The sequence below is a fragment of the Sphingobacterium pedocola genome, from assembly GCF_015209965.1.
GTDB classification, from domain to species: Bacteria; Bacteroidota; Bacteroidia; order Sphingobacteriales; family Sphingobacteriaceae; genus Sphingobacterium; species Sphingobacterium pedocola.
Genome location: NZ_MU158692.1, coordinates 169,130 through 195,752, shown reverse-complemented (window position 1 = coordinate 195,752; position 26,623 = coordinate 169,130). Strand labels below are relative to the sequence as shown.

The following is a 26,623-nucleotide window of genomic DNA, read 5'->3' as shown; positions in this document are numbered from 1 at the left end:
TTTCTTATAGCGATAAAATCTCCACTATTCGTGTGAGGTTTGTATTTATTTTATTAATGTGTTTTATAGCTTTATTGAAAGGAGTAAACTGTACGTTGCCACATATTAGCCCAGCCATCTCGCCGCGTCTACCTTCTAATAACCCTTCTACTGCCGCAACACCTAGACGGCTTGCCAATACGCGGTCCATACAGGTCGGTTTGCCCCCACGCTGGATGTGCCCTAATATCGACACCCTTACGTCGTAGTGCGGGAAGTTTGATTTGATTTTTTCTGCTACGACTAATCCTCCTTCTTTATCTCCTTCCGCTACGATGATGATGCGCGAAGATTTGTTTTTGCGTGATTTGTCAAGACGCTTCATAATTGCATCATAATCTACTTCCAGTTCTGGAATAAGAACGGCTTCTGCTCCTGTGCTAATGCCTGACCGTAAGGCAATTAATCCCGAGTCACGGCCCATCACTTCAACGACAAATAGACGGTCATGAGATTCTGCTGTATCTCTAATTTTGTCTACGGCATCGACAACAGTATTGATCGCGGTATCGTAACCAATTGTGAAGTCTGTACCCGCTAGATCATTATCGATCGTACCAGGCATACCTATTATCGGAATATCAAATTCTTCAATGAACTTAGACGCGCCTGTAAAAGTACCATCGCCACCTATTACCACAAGGGCGTCGATATTCAGTGTTTTTATGTTTTCATATGCTTGTTTACGTCCTTCGTAAGTTCTAAATTCTTCGCTTCTAGCTGTTTTCAAAACAGTACCACCGCGTTGGATGATATTGGCCACAGATTTTGCATCCATGGCGATTATTTCTCCATTTACCAACCCATCATATCCTCTTTTTATTCCAAAAACGTTTAATCCGTGATATATGCCTGTTCTCACCACAGCACGGATGCCCGCATTCATGCCCGGTGCATCTCCTCCTGATGTTAAAACTGCTATGTTTTTTATTTTACTCATATCTTCAAACTTAGATAAAATGCTTTGCATTCACGAATACCTAATGGAAAAAAATACAATTCGTAATTTGCTTTTATATGCAATACAATTATAATCGGTTGTTATAATTATTTCGCAGCTTTATAAGCATCAATTCCAGATTGCAGGTATTCCGTATATTTTTCAATATCGTAATTTGCTCCGCTGGAAGGAATCAGAAGCTCTCCTCTATTGTCTACGATTGCATACAGAGGCTGCGAGTTACTATGAAAGTTACTGATTTGAAAATCCGTATTCTTTTTCCCAACTGTATTAATTTTTTTTCCGGTTTGAGGTGATACGTATTGTTCTGATTCCGGAAGTTTTAGGTCATGCTCATCGACATATAATTCCACCAAAATAAATTCGTTGTTGATGAGATCTTTTACTTTCTGATTTGACCATACACCTGCTTCCATTTTACGACAATTCACACAGGTCCACCCTGTAAAGTCGATTAATAAAGGCTTTCGCTGCGCCTGAGCTGCAGCTAGCGCTTCGTCATAGTCGTAATACGGATCGAATCCTTTTATAGTAGCCCGACTGTGGAAATGGGTATAATATTTCCTGTTGGCGGCATCCGCATTGTGGTTATTGCTCTGCCCAATTCCTGCTGATACGTCAAAATCCTGTGTGCCGATAGGCGGTAGGAACGCGGCTATTGATCTCAATGGTGCTCCCCATAGTCCGGGAACCATGTACACGACAAATGAGAATACGATAATAGCTAGCATGGTGCGTGGAACTGATAAATATTGTAAGGGGCTGTCATGTGCAAATCTGATTTTACCTATTAAATACAAGCCCATTAAGCCAAATATGACGATCCAAAGGGAGAGGAAAACCTCCCGATCCAGCAATTGCCAGTTGTAGGCTAAGTCTACATTTGATAAGAATTTCAGCGCTAACGCCAGTTCTAAAAATCCTAAAATAACTTTTATACTATTTAACCAGCCGCCTGATTTGGGTAACGATTTAAGCATGGAAGGAAACATCGCAAATAACACAAATGGAATCGCCAGGGCTAATGAAAAGCCAAACATACCGATTGCAGGTCCTAAACGCTCGCCTTTCGTAGCGGCTTCAACCAACAGCGTTCCTATGATGGGGCCGGTACAGGAAAATGATACGACAGCAAGACTGGCTGACATAAAGAATAGCCCTAATAATCCGCCTTTATCTGAATTGGAATCTATTCTATTAACGAAAGAACTTGGTAAGGTAATTTCAAAAGCGCCAAAAAATGATGCCGCGAAAGTGACAAGAAGTAGAAAGAATAGGAAATTGAATACCCCATTGGTAGAGATCTGATTCATGGCTTCCGCGCCGAAGGCTATTGTAATAAGCATCCCCAGTGCGACATAGATAACGATGATAAATATACCATATAATAGGGCTTGCGTTACTGCTTGAGCTTTGCTGCCCGACTTTTTTGTAAAAAAACTTACAGTCAAAGGTACCATTGGAAAAATGCAGGGCATCAAAAATGCGGCAAAGCCTCCAATCAAGCCTGCTATAAAAATGCCCCAGAGAGATTCCGTTTTTTCGTTTGTGTTTTCTAGCGAAGTTGTTGTTGCTTCGGAATTTTTACCCCCATCCTGATCGATGCTGTCTGTACCGTCCGAAAAAGCCAGGTCTTCCGGAACTTCCACTAGTGAACTGGTGTCGGTAGCTACCCCGTCGGTAAATTCAATATTATCGAAAGAGAGCAGGGTGTCGTCTTGAGCGAAGGAGAGTGTAAATGATGAAGCAGCGAATGCGGTTAATGTAAGTAATAGAAGATACTTGTAGATTTTCATGAACGAGAAATATAATTAGGTAAAAATAAAAAAAAGGCAGTACTAAACCGCCTTTTTAAACTTTATTAGAGTCGTAATTATTTTATTGTGACTGTAAAATTATATTCATCAGGGGGAAGACATTGTGTTTTATCACAAGCCATAAATTCTACTGTTCCACTTACCGAAGTCGGTTTCGAAGTATTTAGTTTCACTTTCTGCTGAAATACGACTTCTGTACTAAAATAAGGTACGTCCATTTTGAAGACATCTTCGAATTTTGTTTTTGGTTTTGGTTCTGCTGTTTTGCCATTTAGCGTAAAGTCTTTAGAAGCTTTATATGCAAAGGAAGTAGGGATAGGGCCGCCTTCTCCTACAGTTTGAGAGTATATGTGCCAGCCGTTTTGAATGGTCGCTTTAATAAATACTACTGCTTCTTTACTATTCAGTTTTTTTGAAGCTACGGACCACTTTACCGGATTGTGAATTTGAGCGAATGCCCCAGTCATTGTTATTAAAACAGCAACGATAAGTAAGCTAATTTTTTTCATCATCATTTTTCGTATCTAAATCTTAGTTTTAAGACTTTGTATAAACTTAAAAGTTTAATGCTAAATTACATTTAAGCATTTCCATCAGCAAGTAATTTTTTTGTTATAGCTGATATGCTATATCCTTAAGATCGTATTTTATGTTTTTTTGTTTGTACTCGACTTCTAACAATCCGTCTTCACCTACTCGTACTATCCGAGCTTCCACGGGCGTTCCCTTTACTGTAAATAGAGCGTCTACGCCCCTTCGGAATAAAGATTGATTATAAAGGGTTAATAAATCATCGTATCGCTCGTTTAGTAACATCTCATTGTAAAATTTTATTTTGGTTTGAATTTCGGTCACTAAAGACGATATCGTGGTTTGCAGAGAAGGCTTTTCCTTATGCAGAGAGGTCGTTTTAAAGGAAATTTCTTTAGGAAACTGTGTTTGAAATACATTCAGTCCTATCCCTATGATTGCGTATTTAATCTTTGCATGCGAAATTTTGTTCTCTATCAATATACCCCCGATTTTTTTGTTGAGGATCATGATGTCATTTGGCCATTTTATAGTAGCTTTCGTACCAGTGTACGTGGAAACTATATCGTAAACCGCTAGACTCGATATGATTGTTAAATAGAACTGTTTTTGAGGTGTTAACTTTGGGGGTAATAAGAGGAAGCTTGCGCTTAAGCTTTCGCCCGGTTCGTCAATCCAAGTAGTACCGCGTTGTCCTTTACCTGCCGTTTGTTTTATTGCCATAATGGCAGTGTACTCTTCTAATGGCGTGAAATTTGACAATAATTGTTTTAAATAATCATTTGTAGATGTTGTTTCGGCTAGAACAATTATGTCCTGAGCGTTAGAATGTCCGAAAAATGTGTTATTTTGCAAAAGAATAATATTTAAATGAGTTAATAAAGCTATAATAATTCTTAATGAGTAAAAAGAAAAATTCAGAATTGTCTGCAAAACTGGCGGAAATTGTAGTTCATGGGATGCAGGAGAAGAAGGGTAATGAGATTGTGAGACTGGATATGCGAGAAGTAAATGCAACAATTTCGGATTATTTTGTCATCTGTCACGCAGATTCTAATATACAGGTTAATGCAATCGCAAAAAGTGTGGAAGATGAGGTTTTTAAGACCTTAGGCCAAGATCCTTGGCATAAAGAAGGACACGGAAATGGAGAGTGGGTATTATTGGATTTTGTGGATGTTGTGGTACATATTTTCAAAACAGATAAACGGTCTCATTATCGCATCGAGGATTTGTGGGGAGACGCAGAAGTACAATCTTACCAGAGTGCTTAAGTTAAATAATAAAATAAGAGACTGATAGATACATAATGAAGAAAATTCCAAATAAAAAAGTAACGCCTATTCCACCGAAGTTTAACATGATGTGGCTTTATATCGCGATGATATTAGGCTTTTTCGCACTTCAGTACGTATTCAGTGGTAGTAGTGCAAAAGAAACCACATACGAAAATTTTGAAAAAAATATGCTTTTGACTGGTGATGTTGAAAAGCTTGTAGCGCTTAAAGGTAACGATCTATTAGAAGTGCAGGTTTATATCAAAAAAGATAAATTAAAAGAAGAAAAATATAAAGATGTGGCTCCATCGGAGAACAATTTGATGGTTTCTCAATCATCAGGGCCTCAATATATTTTTACATTGGGCTCGGATCAGATATTTGAATCAAAGCTAAATGCATCTCAAGAAAAGTTACCAGAAGGTATAAATAAAGTGACGGTAGAATATGGAAGTAAGAATAGTCCATGGAGTGGATTCTTCGTCTCTTTCATATTACCTTTGGTCATTATTGTAGCACTTTGGATGTTCCTGATGCGTCGAATGAATGGAGGCGGAGGAGGTGCTGGCGGCCAAATTTTTAATATTGGTAAATCGAAAGCACAGTTATTCGATAAGGAATCGCAAATAAATATTACATTCAACGATGTCGCCGGACTGGAAGAAGCAAAACAGGAGGTGATGGAGATTGTCGACTTCTTGAAGAACCCAAAAAAATATACTGATTTAGGAGGTAAGATTCCCAAAGGTGCGTTACTTGTAGGTCCTCCGGGAACAGGTAAAACCTTGTTAGCAAAGGCTGTAGCGGGCGAGGCTCAGGTGCCTTTTTTCTCCTTATCCGGATCGGACTTTGTAGAGATGTTTGTTGGTGTTGGTGCTTCACGCGTGCGTGACTTATTTAAACAGGCGAAGGAGAAAGCTCCGTGTATTATTTTTATTGATGAGATCGATGCAATTGGTCGTGCGCGTGGTAAGAATTCAGTAATGGGCGGCAACGACGAGCGCGAAAATACGTTAAACCAATTGTTGGTGGAGATGGACGGATTCGGTACAAACGTTGGCGTAATTATACTGGCGGCTACTAATCGTTTAGATGTATTGGACTCTGCATTGTTGCGTCCGGGCCGTTTCGATAGACAAGTTTCAATAGATAAGCCTGATTTAATTGGGCGCGAACAAATATTTAATGTTCACCTTAAACCATTAAAATTGGCGGAAGAGGTAGATGCTAAGAAACTTTCTGCTCAAACTCCTGGTTTTGCAGGAGCGGAAATTGCTAATGTCTGTAATGAGGCCGCTTTAATTGCTGCCCGTAAAGGAAAACCAGCAATTGATATGCAGGATTTTCAAGATGCGGTGGACAGAGTAATTGGTGGTTTAGAAAAGAAAAATAAGATTATATCGCCAGAAGAGAAGAAAATTGTGGCTTATCATGAAGCTGGGCATGCTATCGCAGGTTGGTACTTGGAGCATGCAGATCCTTTGGTGAAGGTTTCGATTGTTCCACGTGGTGTAGCGGCGTTGGGTTATGCGCAATATTTACCCAAAGAACAGTTCCTTTATACAACAGAGCAGCTTTTGGACAGTATGAGTATGACGATGGGTGGCCGTGTAGCGGAAGACATTACCTTCGGCCGTATTAGTACCGGTGCTCAAAATGATTTAGAACGAATCACGAAGTTAGCTTATGCAATGACGGCCGTATATGGTATGAATTCGAAGGTTGGAAATGTTTCCTTTAGAGACAGTGGAGGTGAGTCGCAATTCCAGAAGCCTTACTCGGATCAAACGGCTGAATTGATTGATGAAGAGGTTCGCGTTTTAATTTCGAGTGTTTACGATCGCACTAAATCATTATTGTTAGACAAACAAGATGGTTTGGTTAAGATTGCTGAAAAATTACTGGAAAAGGAAATCCTATTCCAAGCGGATTTGGAAGAAATATTAGGAAAGCGACCCTTTTCCAACCGTACCACTTATGATGAATTTGTAAACGGCGGTGCTGACGGCGGGGGAGTTCCTCCTACTGAGCTACCTTTGCCGCCGATACCTGAGGATACGGTAAATCCAGAAGTTCCAAAAATAAACGAAGAAAATAGTTAAAATGAGGTGCACTGTGATTACAGTGCACCTACTTTTTAGTCATGAATATCAGAAATACGACCGCTAAAGAGCGAATGCTGAAGCAGATAAGACAGGCTTTATTGCAGAAGCGAGATAACCCCTATCCTGACTTTGAAGATGCTCCTCTTTATAAAGATGAAGATGAGCCGTTGGATGTTACTTTTGCTAAAGAATTTACAGCAGCAGCAGGTAATTTTGTTTATTGTGATGGTGAAATTTCCATTATTGAGAATTTGATTGCCTTGATAGAACAGTTAAATGTTACCAAAATTCATGTTTGGGAACCTGAAATTCAAAAATTGTTGAGGCATTACGGTTTTCCAATGATAACTTCAGACAGTAATTTCGGAGAGGCCGAAGCAAGTATTACTACATGTGAATCCTTAATAGCTCGCAATGGAAGTATTATGATTTCAAATGCAAATGCCGGAGGCCGTCGTTTGAGTATTTATCCGCCTATCCATATTGTATTTGCTAAAGCTTCTCAGTTGGTAATGGATATTAAACATGCTTTTTTGCAGGTTAAAGAAAAATATGGTAGTGAATTACCATCAATGATCACGACTATTACCGGGCCTAGCCGCACAGCGGATATCGAAAAGATGCTCGTACTTGGTGCACATGGACCTAAAGAACTGTATGTATTTCTAGTTGAAGACCGATTTTAATATTATATGATTTTAGAATATTTGTATGCTACCCCTGTAGCCAGTATTATATTTGCTATTACCATAGCAACCAGTATTTATGTTTTTTCAAATCCGCAGATGTACGGAACAATGATGTTACATCCCTATAGCATACATCGTGATAAGACAAAGCTTTATACCATATTTACAAGCGGAATAATTCATGCCGACTGGGGGCATTTATTGTTCAATATGTTTACGTTTTACTTTTTTGGGTTCGCGTTAGAGCATTTCTTTGTGTTGGCAAGTGGTCCTATTGGTCACTTTTATTTTGCGTTGTTGTATATTGTAAGTTTGGTATTAAGTGATATTCCAACAATTGTTCAGCAAAAAAATAATGCAAGCTATCATAGTTTAGGGGCTTCCGGTGCTATTTCAGCAGTGCTCTTTAGTTATATTTTATTTCAACCGAAAGCGATGCTGGGTATTTTCATGGTTATACCTATGCCGGCCTATGTATTTGCCGTTTTATATATAATATATTGTATTTGGGCTTCCAAAAATTCAAACGATCGCATCAATCACGATGCGCATTTATTTGGTGCCTTAGCAGGCGTTTTAATTACGATATTATTGTATCCATGGATAATACGACATTTTGTCGAGCAGTTTTAACCCATCCAATTTTCTCTATCTAAACTTCTAAATTGGATAGCTTCAGCAATATGAGCCGTTTGAATCCTTTCTGAACTTTCCATATCGGCTATCGTGCGTGCGACTTTTAGAATGCGATCATATGCTCTGGCAGAGAGGTTAAGGCGTTCCATTGCTGTTTGCAATAGTTTCTTTCCCGTATCATCAAGAAGACAAATATTGCGTACCGATTTGGAATTCATTTGCGCATTGCTGTGCACGTGTGGATTATTTTCAAAGCGTCTCTCCTGAAGCTTTCTTGCCGCAATGACGCGTTGACGAATAACACCGCTATCTTCCGCTAATCGTTCATTTGATAATTCTTTGAATTCGACGGGAGTAACTTCCACATGTAAATCAATACGGTCAAGAAGAGGTCCGGAAATTTTACTGAGATACCGTTGCACTACCGTGCTACCACAAATACATTCTCTATCAGGATGATTGAAATATCCGCACGGGCATGGATTCATTGCAGCAATCAACATAAAGCTGGCGGGATATTCCACTGTAAATTTAGCCCTTGAAATGCTAATACTTCGGGATTCTAATGGTTGTCGCATGACTTCAAGCACCGTTCTTTTGAATTCAGGTAGCTCATCTAAGAATAAAACCCCGTTATGTGCCAGAGAGATTTCACCTGGTTGCGGATTTGCACCTCCTCCTACCAGTGCTACATCCGAAATAGTATGGTGTGGATAACGGAATGGCCTTATAGTCATCAATGCTTCAGAAGCAGAAAATTTTCCCGCCACGGAATGGATTTTTGTTGTCTCGAGTGACTCTTCTATGGTTAAAGGGGGTAAAATAGTAGGCAATCGTTTAGCTAGCATTGTCTTCCCCGCCCCTGGAGGGCCTATCAAAATAACATTATGCCCTCCGGCTGCGGCAATTTCTAAAGCCCTCTTAATGTTTTCCTGTCCTTTTACGTCTGCGAAATCTACTTCGTAATTATTTATTTTATGGGTAAATTCATCATCAATGTTAACTACTGTAGTGGAAATACGCTCTCTCCCTCCAAAAAAACCAACGACTTGATCTAAACGGTCTACACCTAGGATATCTAACTCCGAGACGATCGCTGCTTCTCGGGCGTTGGCAGTAGGTAGAATAATACCTTTAAAACCATCTGCCTTTGCTTGAATAGCAATAGGCAAAGCTCCCTTTATGGGTTGGATAGATCCGTCTAGCGAAAGTTCTCCTAAGATAATATATTTCGATATTTCTTCGTTCAGAAGCTGTCCAGATGCTGCCAGTATTCCGATCGCAATACTAAGGTCGTACGCGGAACCTTCCTTGCGAATATCCGCGGGAGCTAAGTTGACTACTATTTTTTGCCGAGGCATTCGCAACCCTATTGCCATAATGGCACTTTCGATACGTTGCCAACTTTCTTTAACAGCATTATCGGGCAGACCCACTATATAGTACTTCGTGCCTGTAGAAATATTTACTTCTACATTAATCGTTGTTGCTTCAATTCCATAAACGGCGCTTCCAAAGGTTTTTACCAACATGTAGCTAATTAAATTGGTTTCTTAAACTTAGGGAAAATTGCTGTTACATGCAAATATATCCCTCCTCTATTATTCGAAATTTATGTAGAGCGGAACGTGTATGTGTTGAATTCGATAACGTGGAGGACTAATATATTCGCGGATTTTATATTATACTTAGCCTGTTGGGTTTAAATAGGTTATACTACAGTCCACGATGAATCAAAATTATTTTCGAAATCACGTTTTGTTTTTGCTGAAATTCAACAAAAGTTGTAACTTAAGGGGGTGAACAACGAAAATGTAAATAAATTAAACGATTTTAGGTTTTAGTTGTTTACTAATATAGAATGGATTAGTACAAATAAATTTTGAATAGTAATGAACGATAGCGGAAAAATTGTAGCAGCTTTGCTAGCAGGACTTGCTGCAGGAGCTGTATTAGGCGTTTTGTTTGCGCCAGAGAAGGGAACTGAAACGAGAGACAAGATTAACGAATCTTTAGCTGATTTGGGCGAAGCTTTGAAGGAAAGAGCCGAAGAACAACTTGATCAGTTGAATGATTTTAAAGAGAAAATTGTTTCGGTAGTGAAGACGAAACTTTCGAAAGCTGAAGTTATCTTAGAAGACGAAATAGAAGAACATGCCTAAAATAAAGTGACAAAAATAGTAGGGTGTGTATTCAATCTAAAGAGCCATGTAATAAATAGACATGGCTCTTTATAAAAAGCAAATGAATGGAAGAGCAAAAATTTTCTTTTTCGGGGAGTTTCCAAAAGATCCAGGAATATGTGGATACCCGGATAGATTTAATTAAATTAAAGGTCGTTTCGAGGTCGTCGAGGATAATAGGTGCATTGATAGTAGATGTAAGTAAGTTAGTTTTATTATTGATAATCATTTTTTTCTTTTCGTTGGCTTTAGGTTTTTATTTAGGCGAGCTTTTGGGGAGTTATTCTTTGGGTTTTCTAGCAACGGGTGGTATCTTTTTAGTGTTATTGCTAATGATTAAATTTTTTGAACCGAAATTGGAGGCAAAACTTATGGATATTACGATTCAAAAAGTGATGGGAAAATGGAAAGAGGATGATGAATATTTTGAGGGAGAAGATACAGATCAGGATTTGGCGGATCTAGCCGAAAAGGTTGAAGATGATGTTAAAGAAATTATCAAAAAGGATTTGAACCATGAGTACGAAAATAAATAATATTGATGAGTTGAAGGCTGAGATTGCCCGTTTGAAAAAGCTGAGAAACGAACAAGAGTTTTATTTGAGCACTCAATACACGCTACTACGTAAAAAAGTAGGAACACCTTATCGTGTACTTAGCGCAATTACATCGCGGGTGCCAGGATACGGACTGGTAAAGGGTTTGATTTCTCTGATGTCTGAGGGAGAGTCGGAGAATGAGATAAAACAAGGCAGTCGTTCGGATTGGTTTACCCGTACGCTGCAATTAGGATTACCACTTGTGTTAAATAAAACGCTTCTTAAAGGGTCAGGTTGGTTGAAAAAATCTTTAGTATTACTGGCTTCTGAAACTGCAGCAGGACAGATTAACCAAAACAGCGTGATATCCGCTATATCTAAGGTAACCGAGTTCGTAAAACCAAAGAAGAAAAAGAAGCACAACGATGTACCTCCACTAGAGGATGAACCGGATGTTATTAATTTTGGTATTCCGCCAAGTAGTAAGACTTATTAAAGTTCTTTTTCTTTAAAATCAATATATGCACGTTTAATCCCTTCTTTCAAAGGGGTTTTGTGTTTCCAACCAAGGCTATGAAGTTTGGATACATCCATTAGTTTTCGGGGTGTGCCATCCGGTTTGGAGGAATCAAATGTGATCTCACCGTGATATCCGATGACATCTTTTATCAGTAAAGCAAGATCTTTGATACTAATATCGCTACCAATCCCAATATTCACGAACTGTTCTCCATCATAGTTCTCCATCAAAAAAGCACAAGCATCAGCAAGATCTTCGGAAAACAGAAATTCACGAAGGGGAGTGCCTGTGCCCCATATGGTAACCTGTGGATAATTATTTTCTTTCGCCTCGTGAAAGCGACGAATTAAAGCTGGTAAAACGTGCGAATTTTGTGGGTGATAATTGTCATTTATACCGTATAAATTAGTTGGCATGACGGAGATGAAATTACAATTGTATTGTGCGCGATAGGATTCACACATTTTGATGCCTGCTATTTTTGCGATCGCATAAGGCTCATTAGTAGGTTCTAACGTGCCTGTTAATAAATAGTCTTCTTTAAGAGGCTGGGCAGCTAATTTGGGATAAATACACGAAGAACCTAAAAACATTAATTTTTGAACGTTGTTTACGTATGATTGATGAATTACGTTGTTCTGAATAGCAAGATTTTCGTAGATGAAATCAGCGCGATAAATATTATTTGCCATAATTCCGCCCACTTTTGCGGCAGCTAAAAAAACGTATTTGGGTTTTTCCTGAGCAAAAAAATTGGCAACTTCGGTTTGATTTCTAAGATCTAACTTCTTAGAGGTTCGAGTTAGGATGTTTGTATATCCCAACTCTATTAATCTGCGGTGAATAGCTGAACCGACCATTCCTCTATGCCCCGCAACAAATATTTTAGCTTCTTTTTCCACGATAAATTATTGATTCCTGCAAATATAAGGTTATTTTTGCGACTTAATATTTGGTATGGGTAAGGATAAGTTAAGAAAATTTGCAGAAGTAGCAACCTTCAAAAATGTTGTTCAATTGGATGCAGGTCTTGGATATAAAGGAAAATGGTCTTCCGAATTCTTCGGAAATGATAAGCCCTTAGTTTTGGAACTGGCATGTGGCAAAGGAGAGTATACCGTTAATTTGGCAAAGTTGTTTCCAGAAAGAAACTTTATCGGAATAGATTACAAAGGAAACCGTATTTGGAGAGGTGCAAAAACGGCTTTGGAGGAAGGAATTGCCAATGTGGGATTTTTGCGTATCCAAATTGAGAAAATCTTAGAATTCTTTGAAGAAAACGAAGTGTCGGAAATATGGATTACATTCCCTGATCCTCAACCACAAGATAGCAGAGAAAAGAAGAGATTAACAAATCCTAAGTTTTTAGAGCGTTACCAGCTTGTTCTTAAAGAAGAAGGAATTATGCATCTAAAAACGGACAACGACGGATTTTATGCCTATACACTGGAGCAATTAGCGCTTTTGGAGACCCCCAAAAATAAGGAAACAGCAGACCTGTACAAGTCGAATCTAGTAGATGAAGTATTGTCTATTAAAACATACTATGAGCGAAAATATCTCGCTGTTGATAAGAATATAAATTACGTTCAGTGGACGTTTAAGGCATAATGCCAAAGCATCTATCATAGACGCTTTGAGGTTATAGATTGACTTGGTCTTTAGACGGAAATTTTTTATGCTTACGTTTGCTTATTTTTTCAACGTTTACCGGTTGAGGTACTTTTACATAATATCCTGTTCCATCATATTCACGTTTATGCGGATTTGATTTGCACTCATCTGAGCAACAACCTTCCATTTCCCATCCGCATTCATCGCATTGTGTAAAGTGCTCGTTGCATTCAGCACTTGCGCAATTTATCATTTTAGGGGTTGTTGTGCCACAGTTTCTACACGTGGAGACGACAACGGGATTTACGTTGTTAACATCAACGGTCACTCTGTTATCGAAAACGTAGCACTTTCCTTCAAAATCTTTTCCGCCGGCCTCTTTGCCATATTTAATAATTCCGCCATGCAACTGATATACTTCTTCAAATCCTTCTTGTAATAGGAGAGCGGAAGCTTTTTCACATTTGATCCCTCCTGTACAGTAGGTCAAAATCTTTTTGCCTTTGTATTGTTCCAGTTCCTTAACTTTCTCTGGAAATTCCCTGAAATTTTCGATGTCTAGCGTTACTGCATTTTTAAAACGACCGACATTGTGTTCGTAATTAGACCGTACATCCAGCACGATGACATCATCACGGTCTTTCATCTCCATAAACTCGGTGGGTTCTAAATGTACACCGGTTTGTTTGTTGGGATCAATTATTTCGGGATTTCGAAGTCCAGAGTGTACGATCTCAGATTTATAACGGCAATGCATCTTAATAAAGGAAGGTTCCTCTACGTTGTCAATTTTAAAATCTGTTTTTGCAAAACGGGCATCAGCGTGCACAGCGTCCATATAAGCTTGACACGATGCTGCTGTGCCAGACACTGTGCCATTTAGTCCTTCGTCGGCAACGATAATTCGACCAACTAGACCTAGTGATTTACAAAATTCTAAATGGTCTGCAGCAAATTGCTCTGCATGTTCGATAGGGCTGTAACAGTAGTACAGCAATGTTTTATATAGTGCCATATATTCATTGATACCGCTGCAAACGGCGTTTAATGTTAAAAAAATCTGCGAACAAAGGTAGGAAAAAAATATTACTTCTTAATTAGGGGCGTTAAGAGATACTCAAGGCCATTCAGTTTGATTTCGTATAAAGTAGCCAGCTGGATTCCTAATTTTCCGGGAGGAAATCCTTTTTTATGAAACCAAACTAGATAAGGCTCCGGCAAACGACATAGTAACCATCCTTGATATTTTCCGAATGGCATTTTCGAATTGGCTAGCTCTATTAGTAGTTCAGGATTAAAAAAATCATTCTCTTGTTTTGCCATGTATGATGCGGTGTTTGAGTAAGCGAAATGCAATGATGCTATGATTTATGATGTTGGGAATAGTTCCATAGTGTTTTTTTAAAATTTTATAGCGCTCCCTAAGACTTTGTTGATGTCTCTTTTGCGACACGCCGCCCACCAGATACTTCGCTACATATTGATGAATATTTACCGTAGTTTTAGCCTTTTTCGCCGCACGTATTACCCAATCGATATCTGCACTCAATTGATACTGCTGATCATAAGGCTCTGCAATCTCCCGTTTCACATAGATAGCTTGATGGCACACATTCATACCATAACGAAATGATTTCCAGTCGAAACGTTCGGGTGTTTTATGCCGGCGGTCGCCAATGATGTCGCGCTTCTCGCCGATCAGTTTCGTTTCTCCGTAATAAATGTCCGCATTCTCCGCCGAAGAAAAGATTTTTTCCAGTGTCATGTCTTCATATAATTCATCTCCGGAATTGAGGAACAGAATATAGTCGCCGGTGGCGGCAGCAAGCCCCTTATTCATCGCATCATAAATGCCGTTATCTTTTTCTGAGATGAGTATAGACACCTCTTCCCGGTATCGATCTATCATATCCAGCGTACCGTCCGTTGAAAGCCCGTCCACAATAATATATTCCAATTCGGCATAGGTTTGTTTCATGACCGAGCGGATAGTGTATTCGATCCCTCGGACATCGTTGTAGACAACCGTGACAATGGAGACTTTGGGCGTAGCGGGATTAATTATTGTCATAATTATCGTATACAGATAGAATCAAAATAAGGATCTTAAACGATGTCATAGTTCATAGGCTGTCCCAGAAATTCGTTAACTCTTCTTTGCTCTTGATCAAGGTTCCCTTTCCATTCTCAATGGCTTTAATAGGGGAGTTGATTTTTTCAAAAAACTCATTCCTGCTCATGTGCGCGCCATCCTGTTGTACGATTTTTATTTTTTTTGCTCCAAGGACTTTCAACACTGTTCGGATTTCAGAAACCTCTGAAGATTCTATTTCAAATGAAAGTGTTGCCATAACCTTGTTTATTTTAGAGCCGTACTACAATTTATTTTTTTTGCACAAACTCAAAGATACTTAATTTTCAAGAATATTCCTCCCAAATTTTTTAATCAGGCAATGTATCAAGCGTTGAACCATGTTTCCTTTCGGTGCGCATAAAAATCCTTGGTAACAAAAGGCTAAAGGCAGGTTGGGACAACAGGTACTTGATCCAACTTTTAACCAAATTTAAATGTGTTGACCCCGGGGATCATAGACAAAATCCGATATTAAAGACAAAATTTAGTATCTTTGAATCTATGAGGACATGAATACACAAATTGATGATTATACCGACTTGAACGAACAGCTAGCGGATTTTTATGAAGCTGTGGGCAACTTTGATGAAACGTTGACGGCAGGAGATCAGTAGGTTGGTGCGTGCCCTGTTACCGGGGATGCGAGATCTCTGATTTATTTATATTTGTAAGTGTAATTTTCGAAAAAGCAAGTCATGGATAAACTAAGTCCGATTATTCTGTTCGTATATAATAGGCCCGATCATACTAGAAGAACACTAGATGAGTTGGAAAAAAGCCCGCTGGCCCAAAGTAGTATACTGTATATTTTTTCCGATGGAGCAAGGAATAACGCTGTTAAAGCCGCTGTAGACAAAGTCCGTGCAGTAATCAACGCTCCTCGGGACTTCAAAAGTGTACACATTATTGAACGCGAAGTAAATTGGGGATTGGCAAAGAACGTCGTTGATGGCGTCACCAAAGTTATCGACGAGCATGGCAAAGCTATTGTATTGGAAGACGATGTGCTGCTGTCGGAGCATGCCCTGCCCTATTTTAATCGAGCCTTGACATGGTATGAAGACGAAGAAACGGTCATGCACATCGGCGGATATATATATGAGTTGGAACGGACTCATTTGGCTGAAGTTTTTTTTACCAGGTACACAGCCAGTCAAGCTTGGGCAACCTGGAAGCGAGCGTGGGATTATTTCGAAGCAGATATAGATGAAATCATCCGACAATTCGACAAGAAAAAGGTGAACGATTTTACTTTTGATCATACCATGAATTTTTGGCGGCAGATACAACAACAGAAGGCAGGAAAAGTTGATTCTTGGGCGGTCCGCTGGTATGCAAGCGTCTTTCTACGCGGCGGACTAGCTTTGTCTCCAAATCAATCGCTTATCGAAAACATCGGGCATGATGGTACGGGCGTGCATTCTGAAATAAGCGAGATGTTTGCTACTACACTCCGCAGTGAACCTATTGAACGATTCCCGTCCGAAGTGATGGAGTCAGAAGAAGGATACCGAGCGCTAAAAAAATACTTCAAAGATAGGAAGGGGAGCTTTGCCGAACGCGGGGTACGATTTATCAGAAATAAAATTTTTCATCGACTTACCAATAGAAGGGGGTGATTTTTCTTGTTAAGAAAAGTTAAAGGCTCTTGCGCCAATATGTATTATTGATCTTTTTGTTCCTTCGTCGGGTTGTGGCTACGGCTCTTGTTTCCATAATTAGCTTAAGAGCAACTTTAAGATAGGCAACAAAGGCACGTCGGTCTTTGTGTATGGCCTGCAGCGATTTTTTTACCGAGGCGAGCACGGCATATGTAAAAGCCTTAGGGAAGCTATAGTTGATATTGGCGTACTCGGTCAAAAAATAGACGAACTCTCTCTTGAAAAATGCCTTTTTGCTACCATCTGATGTTCTATTTTGCCGGTCATGGTAAGCGATCGCCTTACGGTTTACCGCTATTTTATAACCATGATAATGCAAACGGTGTACATAGTCATTATCCTCGCCATAATGATAGAACAAAGGAGAAAAACCTCCCACCTCTTTCAGTATAGATAGCGGTATAAGCCAAAAGGCAGCATTTACAAACGGAGGGATAACAAGGTCTTGATCGGTGTTCATCTGTTGCATATAATCAGCAAAACCCTTGTCGAGTACCTGTTCGGTTCCGTCATAATGCATTGGCGAAATGATGCCGATGTCTTTGGGGTAAGGTTTTTCCATTAAAGAGGCTAGGCAGCTTGATTGTACCCACGCGTCTTGGTTCACTAGAAGGACGAGGTCATAGCCTTTATCAAGCGCATATTCGAATCCTAAATTATTTGCTTTGCCGAAGCCTAGGTTTATTCTACTTGCGAGGAGAATTACCTGGGGGTAGTTTTGACGTATCCGTTCGACAGTATTATCTATAGAAGCATTATCTATAACGATAAGGTCGGCAGGATAGGAGGAATGCAAAAGACTGGATAAACATTTATCCAACCAAGGTTCGAAGTTATACGTAACGATAATGCTTAAAACACGCTTCATGCCATTCGTTATCTCCAAATAAAACCCTTGATTCTCAAAGAACGTAGAAATTTGTTGATTACCGTTAAAGCAGGCTTTTTAATCTTCCACTTTAGTTTATCAAAACTCGTTTGGTCTGCAAGATAATTTTCGATCGATTGTCTACCGGTTTTCATATCTGTCGGGGTTTTCCTTTCCTTTTTTTCGACAACCAGTACGCTATCATAATAATGTAAGGAATCCACAGACTGTGTAAATCCACTTACCTTCAATGCCCGTTGCTCGGAGTGGTAGGCATTGATATAATCTATAAAGTTTTTGCTATATTCGATGAATGTACCGTTTCGCTTGTATCCGCCTCCGTAATCCACCTCATAAGAAGTATGCAGGTCCTCGCAAAGATAAACACCGTTATTCTTCACGTGTCCGAACAGCTCTTCAAAGGTGATAATTTGCTGGAGCATCGTGTGCCCTCCATCATCGATGAGGATATCGATCGGTGGAATTGTCTGTTTTACCTTTCTTAGGAAATTTCTGTCCGCTTGGGAGCCAACAAGTATCTTGATGTTTTCTTCTTCCAGATCCTTACAATTAGGGTTGATATCAATGCCGTAGATTTTAGCTTTGTCACCGAAATAATTCTTCCACATCTGCAGACTTCCACCCTGATAGACGCCTATTTCGACGATCGTTATTTCTTTATTTCTGAACCGGCTAAAGTGCCGGTCATATATGTCAAAATAGTGAAGCCACTTATGGATCAGCTTGTCGTTATTGTTGTAGAAATACTTTTCTAAATCATTCATTTTATAAAATTTGATTTACCGACAGGCCCAATTATATTCCGATAACGGTAAATAGACCCGAAATTATAAAAAATAATCACTTTTGACAACTAAAAGCAAACAGCGACTTTGTGGTTAAGCACATCCGTCATAGCCGATTATTTATTCGTGTTTTTCTTATTTATAAGCTTTTCTTTCAAGAAAGAGATCACTTCCGATAGGATATCTGATTTAGTCATAAAAAGTAAAAAGAGGTAAATACCTAGCAATCCGGCTACCTTAGCAATAAATCGGAGATAAATATGATCGATAGGGCTAGCCCATAAATTTGTTATAAATAGGCTTAACGCCGCCGCGGCAGCAAAAAGAAAGACATCTTTAAATAAAAAATAATAGTGATATTGCAATTGATGTCTACAGATAAAATACCACGTATTAAGCCAGATTATCTGGAGAGCTGTGTATGCGTAAAGCAAATACATGATACCATGGCTTTTCAGTAATAAAAACAGCGCGATTTGTAACATACCGAAGCAAATGATATTCCACATATAGATGGTCGATCGCCCACGGCTTAGGATGTAGTTGGCAAACACATTGCTTGCTACGGCAAACGCTCCTCCGAAGGCGATAATGCGAAGATAATCGGCCGAGGCTAGCCATTTTTCGCCGATAAGAATAAGGATGAATTCATGTGACGTAAAGGATAAGCAAAACATCAACGGGAAGGTAATAAAAGATACAAAGGAAAGTAATTTGCGGAACACACGCGTTTGCCGAAGTTTGTCTGTTCGTGATATTTCGGACATCAATGGTTGTATCAAGCTGTTGTTGATGCTCACAATGAAGGTTTGCCCCATCAAGTTCCATTTGTTAGCCTGATTGAACTGTCCGACGGTGGCTGTCGGAAAAAATTTACCGAGGATGCTTGTTAAGAAATTATTGTTTATGTTGATAAAGACGTTCGTGATCAAGAGTTTACTGCTATACTGGAACATGGATTGAATAGGCTTAAAATTAAAATGGAGTGTGGGACGGAAGCCAGAATAATAGAAAAATCCCGAACTTGTCATTATACAATAGGCTAGGTTTTGGATAATCAGTGACCAATATCCTAATCCATAAAAAGCAGTAGTGATCCCACATATTCCACCGATGAATACCGCAACGGTTGTCGATAATGCCCGCTCGCGCATGAGCAGATTTCGGTTTAGATAAGCGCTATGAGCTATTCCGAAGCTACTTATAAAGAAGTTTAAGAACGAAACGCGGGCCACGGTGGCTAGAGCAGGGATATCATAAAAATCAGCAATGAATGGTGCTGCAATAAAAAATACAAGGTAGAGGCCAGTTCCAATCGCTATGCAGAGCCAGTGCACTGCGTTATAATCCTCTTGTTTGATGTTTTTCTTTATCATCAATGCGCTGCCGAAGCCAGATTCCATGAACGCAGCAGATACCGTAGAGAAAATAGTAAGGATGCCAACGATCCCCATATCTTCGGGCATGAGGATACGCCCAAGAACAATCCCAAACAGTAAGGCGAGTACTTGTTGAATGCCATTTGCTATACCGCCCCATAAAAATCCCTTTATCGTTTTCTGTTTTAAAGGAATCTCGTTATTGCTCATATTAGCACAAAAATAGTACTTATGGGAAATAACTTGCTACACAACAGATAAATACTTTTCAAATTCTTTCAATGACTTATCAGAAGGGTGCAGATCGGTAACTAAATAGCTTACGTCTTTAAGAGGCGCCACGCGCATTTTTTGATTAGAATTCAGTTTTTCCGCGATACTTAAAATCGCAACATGTTTAGAACATTTGATCATTGCACGTTTGATCTGTACAACTTCCCAATCTGAATCTGTAATACCTTCTTCGACGGAAAGACTGTTTGTCCCCAGTAAGCAAAGATCGACACGTATATCTGCTAATTCGTTGATTACTTGTGAACCGGTAACGATATTCGTATTTCTAGATAACTTTCCGCCAATTAGAATGACTTCGATGTTTTCCTTTTCAGCCAATTCGAGAGCTACAAGAGGACTGATTGTAAAGAAAGTGCATTGTATGTCATTCGGTATAAGACGGGCTAATTCTATCATTGTTGTACCGCCTCCAATTAAAACAGTCATGCCATTTGTGATCAGCGATAACGCTTTGCTTGCAATTTCTTTTTTACCTTCTTTTGCATACACATTTCCTTCTTGGAAAGGAAATTGAAAAGATTTTGAAAGTGCTCCACCATACACTTTGATGACTTGTCCGTTTTCGGCTAACTCATTCAGGTCTCTTCGAATAGTATCTTCAGAGACATTCAGTTGGACACTTAGATCTGATGAAAGCACCTTATTGTGCAGATTTATTTGATGAACGATGTAGGCCTGTCTTTCTTCTTTAAGCATGAGAACGTGTTTTATTATTGATCATTTGTTTTAGTATTGGAGTCTGGCGGTTTGGTTATCCCGGCTTTGAATCGAGGTTTGACCCCTGTAGGTTTATTTGCAGCAGTAATTTCTTCCGAAACCTTGTTTTTAGCGTTTTTTTCTTCTTCCGTAGATGTTTCGGCGGTAGTGGATTTTGTTACACCAGTTTTGAAACGCGGCTTGAATCCCGTGGGTTTACTTGTAACCGAGGATTCATCTGAAGTTTTATTTTCGGCATCTTCTTCCGTAGATGTTTCGGCGGTAGTGGATTTTGTTACACCAGTTTTGAAACGCGGCTTGAATCCCGTGGGTTTACTTGTAACCGAGGATTCATCTGAAGTTTTATTTTCGGCATCTTCTTCCGCAGAGGTTTCCGGAGCAGCGGATTTTGTTACACCAGTTTTGAAACGCGGCTTGAATCCCGTGGGTTTACTTGTAACCGAGGATTCATCTGAAGTTTTATTTTCGGCGTCTTCTTCCGCAGAGTTTTCCGGAGCAGCGGATTTTGTTACACCAGTTTTGAAACGCGGCTTGAATCCCGTGGGCTTACTGGTAACCGAGGATTCCTCGGAAGTTTTGTTTTCAGTTGCCTTATCTTCTCCCGTAGTTGGCTCAGTGGTAGCGGATTTCGTTATGCCTGTTTTGAACCGGGGTTTGAAACCTGTCGGCTTCTTAACTTCTTGTTGCTCGTTAATCGGATCCGCTGCAGAAGCTACTGTTTTAGATGCTGTGTCGGTAGGTTCAGTTACTAATACAGGATCGTTGCTTCCCTTCTTTACATCAGATTGCGCCGCAGGTGTAGTAGGGATAGTTATTCGCTTAGGGCTTTCTACTTCTTGTAACCTATAATTTTTTCGAAGTCTGTTAAACCAAAATTTTTTGGTATGATCAAAGCTTTTTTCGCCCATAGCAATGTAGTGGCTTTTGAATTCTTCGTAAAGCGGTAAATTAGACTGCTTTAAAGCAGTCAAATCAATTTTTTTCCTAACAAAAAAATCTTCGAAGGTCAGCATTCACAAATGTAACGAATTGTAAAGACAATTTAATCCATATTATGATATACCGCTTGCACATCATCGTCGTCTTCGATCTTGTCGATCAGTTTTAGCACGTCTACGGCTTGTTCTTCTGTCAAGGACGAATGCGTTAGTGAAATTCGTTCCAACTTCGCAGAAGTTACTTCTATTCCTTTTTCTTCCAGCAATTTCTGCATATTACCAAAATCTTCGAAAGAAGTCTGCAAGACCACTATATCATTTCCTTCTTCATCTGATTCCACGTATAGTTCTTCCAACCCACCATCAATCAATTCAAGTTCCAATTCTTCTACGTCCAATTCCTCCGCTGCAGGGAAGCGGAACATGGACTTACGTTGAAAGATGAAATCCAGAGATCCTGTCTTGCCGAGGGATCCTCCTGCCTTGGTGAAATAGCTTCGGATATTAGCAACTGTACGATTCGTATTATCTGTGGCTGTTTCGATTAGTATAGGTGCCCCATGCGGGCCGTATCCTTCGTAAACAAACTCTTCGTAACCTTTGGAGTCTTTTTCAGAAGCTCTTTTTATCGCGGCTTCAACACGATCTTTAGGCATGTTTACTGCCTTGGCATTTTGAATAGCGGTGCGTAGTCGAGAATTATTATCTGCATGTGGACCACCTTCTTTCACGGCGATTGCAATTTCTTTACCTAACCGTGTGAACTGAACCGCCATTTTAGCCCAGCGTTTAAATTTTCTTTCTTTTCTAAATTCAAAAGCTCTACCCATTTTATTATCCGTTTGTTTTAAGATTATTGATCATGTCCTTCGCCATAGCCTCCAAATCAAATTCTAGTTCCCAGTTCCAATCTTTACGCGCATAATCATCTTCAATGCTTTGGGGCCAGGAGTTGGCAATTGCTTGACGAGGATCACCCTCTTTATAAGACATCTCAAAATTAGGAAGAATTTTTTTAATTTCTTTCGCAATCTCACGAGGAGTGAAACTTACGCCCGCTAAATTGTAGCTCGATCGGATGGTTAAATTCTCTGCTGGAGCATCCATGAGCTGTATGGTGGCACGTACAGCATCTTCCATATACATCATCGGTAGTGCCGTGTCTTCTGACAAGAAGCATTCATATTTACCAGTTCGTATAGCTTCAAAAAACACATGAATCGCATAATCAGTCGTTCCGCCTCCAGGTTGTGTTTTCCAAGAAATAATACCGGGATATCGAATGCTGCGTATATCTAATCCATGTTTGTTGTGGTAATATTCGCTAAGTCGTTCACCGGCCAATTTGGAAATGCCATAAATACTATTGGGGTCCATTATACAATACTGGGGGGTATCTTTTTTAGGCGAATGTGGACCAAAAACGGCTATTGAGCTAGGCCAGAAAATTTTTTTTATACCTAATTCAACTGCAATATCTAATATATTCAATAATCCATTCATATTGAGATCCCAAGCTTTTTGAGGGTACTGTTCACCCGTAGCCGACAGAATTGCCGCTAATAAATAGATTTGAGTAGGCTTATGTCTCAGAAAAAGAGACCTAAGACCGTCTTTATCGAGAACGTCAGCAGGTTCGAAAATTTCATTTTCGCTTAAAATTTGTGGTTCACGTATATCTGAAGTAATGACTTGTAGACTTCCAAATTTTTTTCTTAAAGCTTGTGCTAATTCCGTCCCAATTTGGCCGTTGGCGCCAAGAATAATAATTGTTTCTTTCATCTAAATAAATTGCCGTTTAAAGGTGATGAAGCTTGCATGAGCTGTATTGTTTATTTATTTTTTGAGCGATAGCTCGTGCAGGTTTCATTGCTGCAAAGATATGTCTTTTATTGCGTTTCCGTCAATAACCAAGCGATTTCCGAGTGAGTGCAAAAGCTCCACTGTGCACGTCGTAGTTCCCTTTTTGATCGTATGTCTCCATTCTATAAATATAGAGTCCCGAGGGTGAAATTTGCCCGTTCTCGGATCTTCCATCCCACTGGATTTTTCCAAAGCCACCTGCACTTTGATTACGAATCAATCGGTTGATTTGTCTCCCTTGGTCATCAAATATTGTTACATTAAGCATAATGTTAGGAGGTGACAATTCATAGTTGATTTCCAAATAATCCTCAAAATTATCGTTATCAGGAGACATCGTTTTCGAGGTTAAATAAACCTTATTTTTTTGAAAAAAATTATCCACATTTGTGGAATTAAGATATCCAGGAGTCGCTCCGCCTACTATTGTCGATGCGGATGCAAAGTTTTGCGCACTATTTGTAGGTGCTTGAAAGGATTGCCTTTCCAGCGATATGCCTTTTACGTTCGTTAAGAAGGGTTGGTGCATATTGGAGGAGTAGTAGAGCGAATCCACTAAAATACGATCAGAAAAAAGTGTGACGTTTCCCTGCTCATTGGGATAAGGAGGAAGGCTTCTTATCTCAACAATATTTCCGGATAACGCGGATGGATAATTTTTCAGAATATTATTTTTATCCGTTGTAAAGACTAGATACTGTTGTGGGTACAACAACAGGCGATTTGCCGTAATGGTACGATTTCCAAGTTTCCAGTTTTGAAGATCAACAATATTATTGGATTGATTATATATCTCTACAAAATCTACTCCGTTATTTTTTGGATTGAAAAGGACTTCATTAATGATAATATCGTTAAAAGCAACATCCCCCGGTAAAAATAGATGTTGCTTTTTTTCAGAAGAATTATTTCCACACCAACTAAAAGGAAATAAGGTAAGTGTATAATCAAAAGACTCGGCAAACGCAGAATTGAAAATTAGTAATAAACTGTCTGTATTGCTTTTCCATTCCATTTTTGTGGGCGATCCGACGTTATTATCTATTACAAATAGATCCCTTTCTAAATTTTCAAGATAAGCTTTCGGAATGTTGAAGGTCAATGTGATCATACTGTCTTCTATTTTCGATGATGAAATCTCAATTTCGGGAATATAAGATCGGTCAGCTATCGAGTTCGGTTTACATGGGGTGCCACCCGACAGAGCTTCGGATGCGCGCCAACTCAATGCGAAATTACATGGAAAGTTGGCATTAATACGTTCAAGACTCCATCCACCATTTTTTTTGCTGGAATTTTTGTACCAACTGTCTGTGTAATTAACTTGATCTATGTTATTTTCTCCTGTTAAGATGATGCTGGTTCCGCTATTGGTGAGGGACGGCCATTTGTCTAAAGCCAAACTATTCCCAAACTTTTCATAAAATGGTTGAGCTGTCTGACTGCATAATAATACATATTGACTAGGGGGTAAAAGATATTCGGGTAATACTATGGTCGTATTTGATATAGATAGTGTGTAATCGGAAATGTTTATGGTTCTGTCGCCAATGTTGAGCAACTCAATATATTCGTGGTTTGGGAGCTCTCCAACCGACGGGTTGGCCATTATTTCATTTATGATTAATATATTGGATTGGGACTTTAAATCATCAGTCTTGGCAATCAGTGCAAACAGTATTAAAATCCATTTTAAACGGAGAAAAAATATGTTCTCTAAAAATATCATGTATAGTTCAATCTTATAATTGGTTAACAATAGAGATAGCGTAAATATACCTAATCGTTCTTGGTTCACCAAACGATGAATGAAACGTAATTGTCAGATTGGCAACCTAGTTATGTTTTTTTGTAAATTAAGCTATGTTTTTTTGTGATTCTTTAAAAAACATACGCATTTAATGTAAAAATTTTAAGGATTACACAAAATGCTCAGCATTATTTGCTATGTTTGACAACTAGAATTTAGAGGGCGGTTAATCAAAAACAATTTAAATATATTATACGTAAATTAAGTACTATGAAAGTAGCTGTAGTGGGCGCGACAGGCCTTGTCGGGTCGGAAATGTTAACAGTATTGGCGGAACGTAATTTCCCTGTAACCGAATTAATTCCGGTGGCGTCAGAGCGAAGTAAAGGAAAAGAAATTGAATTCAAGGGGAAGAAGTATAAGGTAGTGACACTGACAGAAGCTATTGCATTAAAGCCGGATGTGGCATTATTCTCTGCGGGCGGCGATACTTCTACAGAATATGCTCCATTATTTGCGGCAGCTGGAATTACGGTAGTCGATAATTCTTCTGCTTGGCGTATGGATCCTTCCAAAAAACTGATTGTTCCGGAGGTGAATGGAGATATCTTGACTGGTACAGATAAAATTATTGCCAATCCTAATTGTTCGACAATACAGATGGTGGTAGTGCTTAAGCCACTGCACGACAGATATAAAATTAAGCGCGTAGTAGTGTCTACTTACCAATCAGTAACAGGTACGGGTGTAAAAGCCGTACAGCAATTGAATGATGAACGTGCAGGAATAGAAGGAGAGAAGGCATACCCATACCATATTGATATGAACGTTATTCCTCATATCGATGTATTCCAAGAGAATGGATATACGAAAGAGGAAATGAAGATGATCAAAGAGACGAACAAGATCATGCAAGATGATTCGATTAAAGTCACAGCTACTACAGTTCGTATACCTGTTGTAGGTGGTCATTCGGAATCTGTAAATATCGAATTTGAGAATGAGTTTGATTTAGGTGAATTACGTAGGGTTATTGCAGCACAAGACGGTGTTCTTATTGTGGATAATCCGGCAAATTTAGAATATCCGATGCCAAGAGATGCACACGGTAAAGATGAAGTKTTTGTTGGACGTATCCGTCGCGATGAATCACAACCTAAAACGGTTAATCTTTGGATTGTAGCAGATAATCTTAGAAAAGGAGCTGCAACAAATGCGGTTCAAGTGGCGGAACTGTTAGCAAAGAAGAGTTTAATCGGGTAAGTGGCTAAGTCACCTCATAAAAAAAGCTAGTGCACAAAT

Annotated in this window: 28 protein-coding genes; 10 read left to right on the top strand and 18 right to left on the bottom strand. The window is 39.3% G+C overall.

All coding sequences use genetic code 11. From position 1 onward, the window contains the following. Positions 1 to 4: 4 nt before the first annotated feature. From pfkA to C4F40_RS19000, 4 genes are all read right to left on the bottom strand, one after another. Positions 5 to 979 carry a 6-phosphofructokinase gene (gene pfkA, locus C4F40_RS19015; protein WP_196941004.1) on the bottom strand — a complete coding sequence of 325 codons (975 nt, stop codon included), beginning with the start codon at positions 977 to 979 and terminating at the stop codon, positions 5 to 7. Between the two features lie 107 nt (positions 980 to 1,086). Continuing rightward, positions 1,087 to 2,796, bottom strand: a complete 1,710-nt coding sequence (locus C4F40_RS19010; RefSeq protein WP_196941003.1) for a protein-disulfide reductase DsbD family protein — start codon at positions 2,794 to 2,796, stop codon at positions 1,087 to 1,089. A gap of 77 nt (positions 2,797 to 2,873) precedes the next feature. Continuing rightward, entirely contained in the window at positions 2,874 to 3,326 is a 453-nt protein-coding gene (locus C4F40_RS19005; protein ID WP_196941115.1) for a protein-disulfide reductase DsbD domain-containing protein, read from the bottom strand. A gap of 103 nt (positions 3,327 to 3,429) precedes the next feature. After that, positions 3,430 to 4,203 (bottom strand): biotin--[acetyl-CoA-carboxylase] ligase, encoded by a 774-nt coding sequence (locus tag C4F40_RS19000; RefSeq protein WP_196941002.1) that lies wholly within the window; start codon positions 4,201 to 4,203, stop codon positions 3,430 to 3,432. 44 nt (positions 4,204 to 4,247) lie between these two features. On the opposite strand from C4F40_RS19000, the gene rsfS reads away from it, so the two are divergent. Genes rsfS through C4F40_RS18980 form a run of 4 tightly spaced genes read left to right on the top strand, consistent with a single transcriptional unit; the run spans position 4,248 to position 8,052 of the window. Next, complete coding sequence (gene rsfS, locus C4F40_RS18995) at positions 4,248 to 4,622, top strand: ribosome silencing factor (RefSeq protein WP_196941001.1); 375 nt, start codon at positions 4,248 to 4,250, stop codon at positions 4,620 to 4,622. Between the two features lie 35 nt (positions 4,623 to 4,657). After that, entirely contained in the window at positions 4,658 to 6,727 is a 2,070-nt protein-coding gene (gene ftsH / locus C4F40_RS18990) for an ATP-dependent zinc metalloprotease FtsH (protein ID WP_196941000.1), read from the top strand. Positions 6,728 to 6,768: 41 nt separating this feature from the next. After that, positions 6,769 to 7,416, top strand: a complete 648-nt coding sequence (locus tag C4F40_RS18985) for a LutC/YkgG family protein (RefSeq protein WP_196940999.1) — start codon at positions 6,769 to 6,771, stop codon at positions 7,414 to 7,416. Positions 7,417 to 7,422: 6 nt separating this feature from the next. Further along, on the top strand, positions 7,423 to 8,052 hold the full coding sequence (locus C4F40_RS18980; RefSeq protein WP_196940998.1) for a rhomboid family intramembrane serine protease: 630 nt from the start codon (positions 7,423 to 7,425) through the stop codon (positions 8,050 to 8,052). Here the strand turns inward: C4F40_RS18980 and C4F40_RS18975 are convergent. Next, the gene (locus C4F40_RS18975; RefSeq protein WP_196940997.1) at positions 8,049 to 9,587 is read right to left on the bottom strand and encodes a YifB family Mg chelatase-like AAA ATPase; all 1,539 of its coding nucleotides are present in this window, start codon (positions 9,585 to 9,587) and stop codon (positions 8,049 to 8,051) included. The genes C4F40_RS18980 and C4F40_RS18975 overlap by 4 nt on opposite strands. A gap of 360 nt (positions 9,588 to 9,947) precedes the next feature. Between C4F40_RS18975 and C4F40_RS18970 the strand changes: the two genes are divergently transcribed. The 3 genes from C4F40_RS18970 (at position 9,948) to C4F40_RS18960 (ending at position 11,273) form a co-directional block, all read left to right on the top strand. Next, a complete protein-coding gene (locus C4F40_RS18970) occupies positions 9,948 to 10,217 on the top strand; it encodes a YtxH domain-containing protein (protein ID WP_196940996.1) in 270 nt (89 codons plus the stop codon). Between the two features lie 86 nt (positions 10,218 to 10,303). Continuing rightward, on the top strand, positions 10,304 to 10,774 hold the full coding sequence (locus C4F40_RS18965; protein WP_196940995.1) for a phage holin family protein: 471 nt from the start codon (positions 10,304 to 10,306) through the stop codon (positions 10,772 to 10,774). Further along, positions 10,755 to 11,273, top strand: coding sequence for a hypothetical protein (locus tag C4F40_RS18960; protein WP_196940994.1), 519 nt, complete (start codon positions 10,755 to 10,757; stop codon positions 11,271 to 11,273). The genes C4F40_RS18965 and C4F40_RS18960 overlap by 20 nt, the downstream gene beginning before the upstream one ends. Here C4F40_RS18960 and C4F40_RS18955 read toward each other — a convergent pair. Beyond that, positions 11,270 to 12,199, bottom strand: a complete 930-nt coding sequence (locus C4F40_RS18955) for a GDP-L-fucose synthase family protein (protein WP_196940993.1) — start codon at positions 12,197 to 12,199, stop codon at positions 11,270 to 11,272. The genes C4F40_RS18960 and C4F40_RS18955 overlap by 4 nt on opposite strands. Before the next feature lie 55 nt (positions 12,200 to 12,254). Here C4F40_RS18955 and trmB point away from each other — a divergent pair, with 55 nt between their 5' ends. Continuing rightward, complete coding sequence (trmB, locus tag C4F40_RS18950) at positions 12,255 to 12,908, top strand: tRNA (guanosine(46)-N7)-methyltransferase TrmB (protein ID WP_196940992.1); 654 nt, start codon at positions 12,255 to 12,257, stop codon at positions 12,906 to 12,908. Between the two features lie 31 nt (positions 12,909 to 12,939). Here the strand turns inward: trmB and trhO are convergent, their stop codons facing one another. From trhO to C4F40_RS18930, 4 genes are all read right to left on the bottom strand, one after another. After that, positions 12,940 to 13,926: an oxygen-dependent tRNA uridine(34) hydroxylase TrhO gene (gene trhO / locus C4F40_RS18945; RefSeq protein WP_196940991.1), complete on the bottom strand. Its 987-nt coding sequence runs from the start codon at positions 13,924 to 13,926 to the stop codon at positions 12,940 to 12,942. Positions 13,927 to 13,997: 71 nt separating this feature from the next. After that, complete coding sequence (locus tag C4F40_RS18940) at positions 13,998 to 14,234, bottom strand: DUF3820 family protein (RefSeq protein WP_136900424.1); 237 nt, start codon at positions 14,232 to 14,234, stop codon at positions 13,998 to 14,000. Then, the gene (locus tag C4F40_RS18935; protein WP_196940990.1) at positions 14,215 to 14,982 is read right to left on the bottom strand and encodes a glycosyltransferase family 2 protein; all 768 of its coding nucleotides are present in this window, start codon (positions 14,980 to 14,982) and stop codon (positions 14,215 to 14,217) included. The genes C4F40_RS18940 and C4F40_RS18935 overlap by 20 nt, the downstream gene beginning before the upstream one ends. A gap of 52 nt (positions 14,983 to 15,034) precedes the next feature. Further along, complete coding sequence (locus C4F40_RS18930) at positions 15,035 to 15,262, bottom strand: hypothetical protein (protein WP_196940989.1); 228 nt, start codon at positions 15,260 to 15,262, stop codon at positions 15,035 to 15,037. Positions 15,263 to 15,740: 478 nt separating this feature from the next. Between C4F40_RS18930 and C4F40_RS18925 the strand changes: the two genes are divergently transcribed. Continuing rightward, positions 15,741 to 16,664: a glycosyltransferase family protein gene (locus C4F40_RS18925; protein ID WP_196940988.1), complete on the top strand. Its 924-nt coding sequence runs from the start codon at positions 15,741 to 15,743 to the stop codon at positions 16,662 to 16,664. A gap of 19 nt (positions 16,665 to 16,683) precedes the next feature. Here C4F40_RS18925 and C4F40_RS18920 read toward each other — a convergent pair whose 3' ends face one another. From C4F40_RS18920 to C4F40_RS18885, 8 genes are all read right to left on the bottom strand, one after another. Continuing rightward, positions 16,684 to 17,574: a glycosyltransferase family 2 protein gene (locus C4F40_RS18920; protein WP_196940987.1), complete on the bottom strand. Its 891-nt coding sequence runs from the start codon at positions 17,572 to 17,574 to the stop codon at positions 16,684 to 16,686. An 8-nt stretch (positions 17,575 to 17,582) separates the two neighbouring features. Next, positions 17,583 to 18,359: a class I SAM-dependent methyltransferase gene (locus C4F40_RS18915; RefSeq protein WP_196940986.1), complete on the bottom strand. Its 777-nt coding sequence runs from the start codon at positions 18,357 to 18,359 to the stop codon at positions 17,583 to 17,585. 137 nt (positions 18,360 to 18,496) lie between these two features. After that, entirely contained in the window at positions 18,497 to 19,969 is a 1,473-nt protein-coding gene (locus C4F40_RS18910) for a lipopolysaccharide biosynthesis protein (protein WP_196940985.1), read from the bottom strand. 36 nt (positions 19,970 to 20,005) lie between these two features. Continuing rightward, on the bottom strand, positions 20,006 to 20,749 hold the full coding sequence (locus tag C4F40_RS18905; protein ID WP_136818915.1) for a DeoR/GlpR family DNA-binding transcription regulator: 744 nt from the start codon (positions 20,747 to 20,749) through the stop codon (positions 20,006 to 20,008). A 14-nt stretch (positions 20,750 to 20,763) separates the two neighbouring features. Further along, the gene (locus tag C4F40_RS18900) at positions 20,764 to 21,741 is read right to left on the bottom strand and encodes a hypothetical protein (RefSeq protein ID WP_196940984.1); all 978 of its coding nucleotides are present in this window, start codon (positions 21,739 to 21,741) and stop codon (positions 20,764 to 20,766) included. Between the two features lie 71 nt (positions 21,742 to 21,812). Then, positions 21,813 to 22,538 carry a YebC/PmpR family DNA-binding transcriptional regulator gene (locus C4F40_RS18895; RefSeq protein ID WP_196940983.1) on the bottom strand — a complete coding sequence of 242 codons (726 nt, stop codon included), beginning with the start codon at positions 22,536 to 22,538 and terminating at the stop codon, positions 21,813 to 21,815. Positions 22,539 to 22,542: 4 nt separating this feature from the next. Further along, entirely contained in the window at positions 22,543 to 23,490 is a 948-nt protein-coding gene (locus C4F40_RS18890; RefSeq protein ID WP_196940982.1) for an NAD-dependent epimerase/dehydratase family protein, read from the bottom strand. A gap of 121 nt (positions 23,491 to 23,611) precedes the next feature. Next, the gene (locus C4F40_RS18885) at positions 23,612 to 25,300 is read right to left on the bottom strand and encodes a lamin tail domain-containing protein (RefSeq protein ID WP_196940981.1); all 1,689 of its coding nucleotides are present in this window, start codon (positions 25,298 to 25,300) and stop codon (positions 23,612 to 23,614) included. 291 nt (positions 25,301 to 25,591) lie between these two features. Here C4F40_RS18885 and C4F40_RS18880 point away from each other — a divergent pair, with 291 nt between their 5' ends. After that, the gene (locus C4F40_RS18880; protein ID WP_196940980.1) at positions 25,592 to 26,584 is read left to right on the top strand and encodes an aspartate-semialdehyde dehydrogenase; all 993 of its coding nucleotides are present in this window, start codon (positions 25,592 to 25,594) and stop codon (positions 26,582 to 26,584) included. The last annotated feature ends 39 nt before the right edge of the window (positions 26,585 to 26,623 follow it).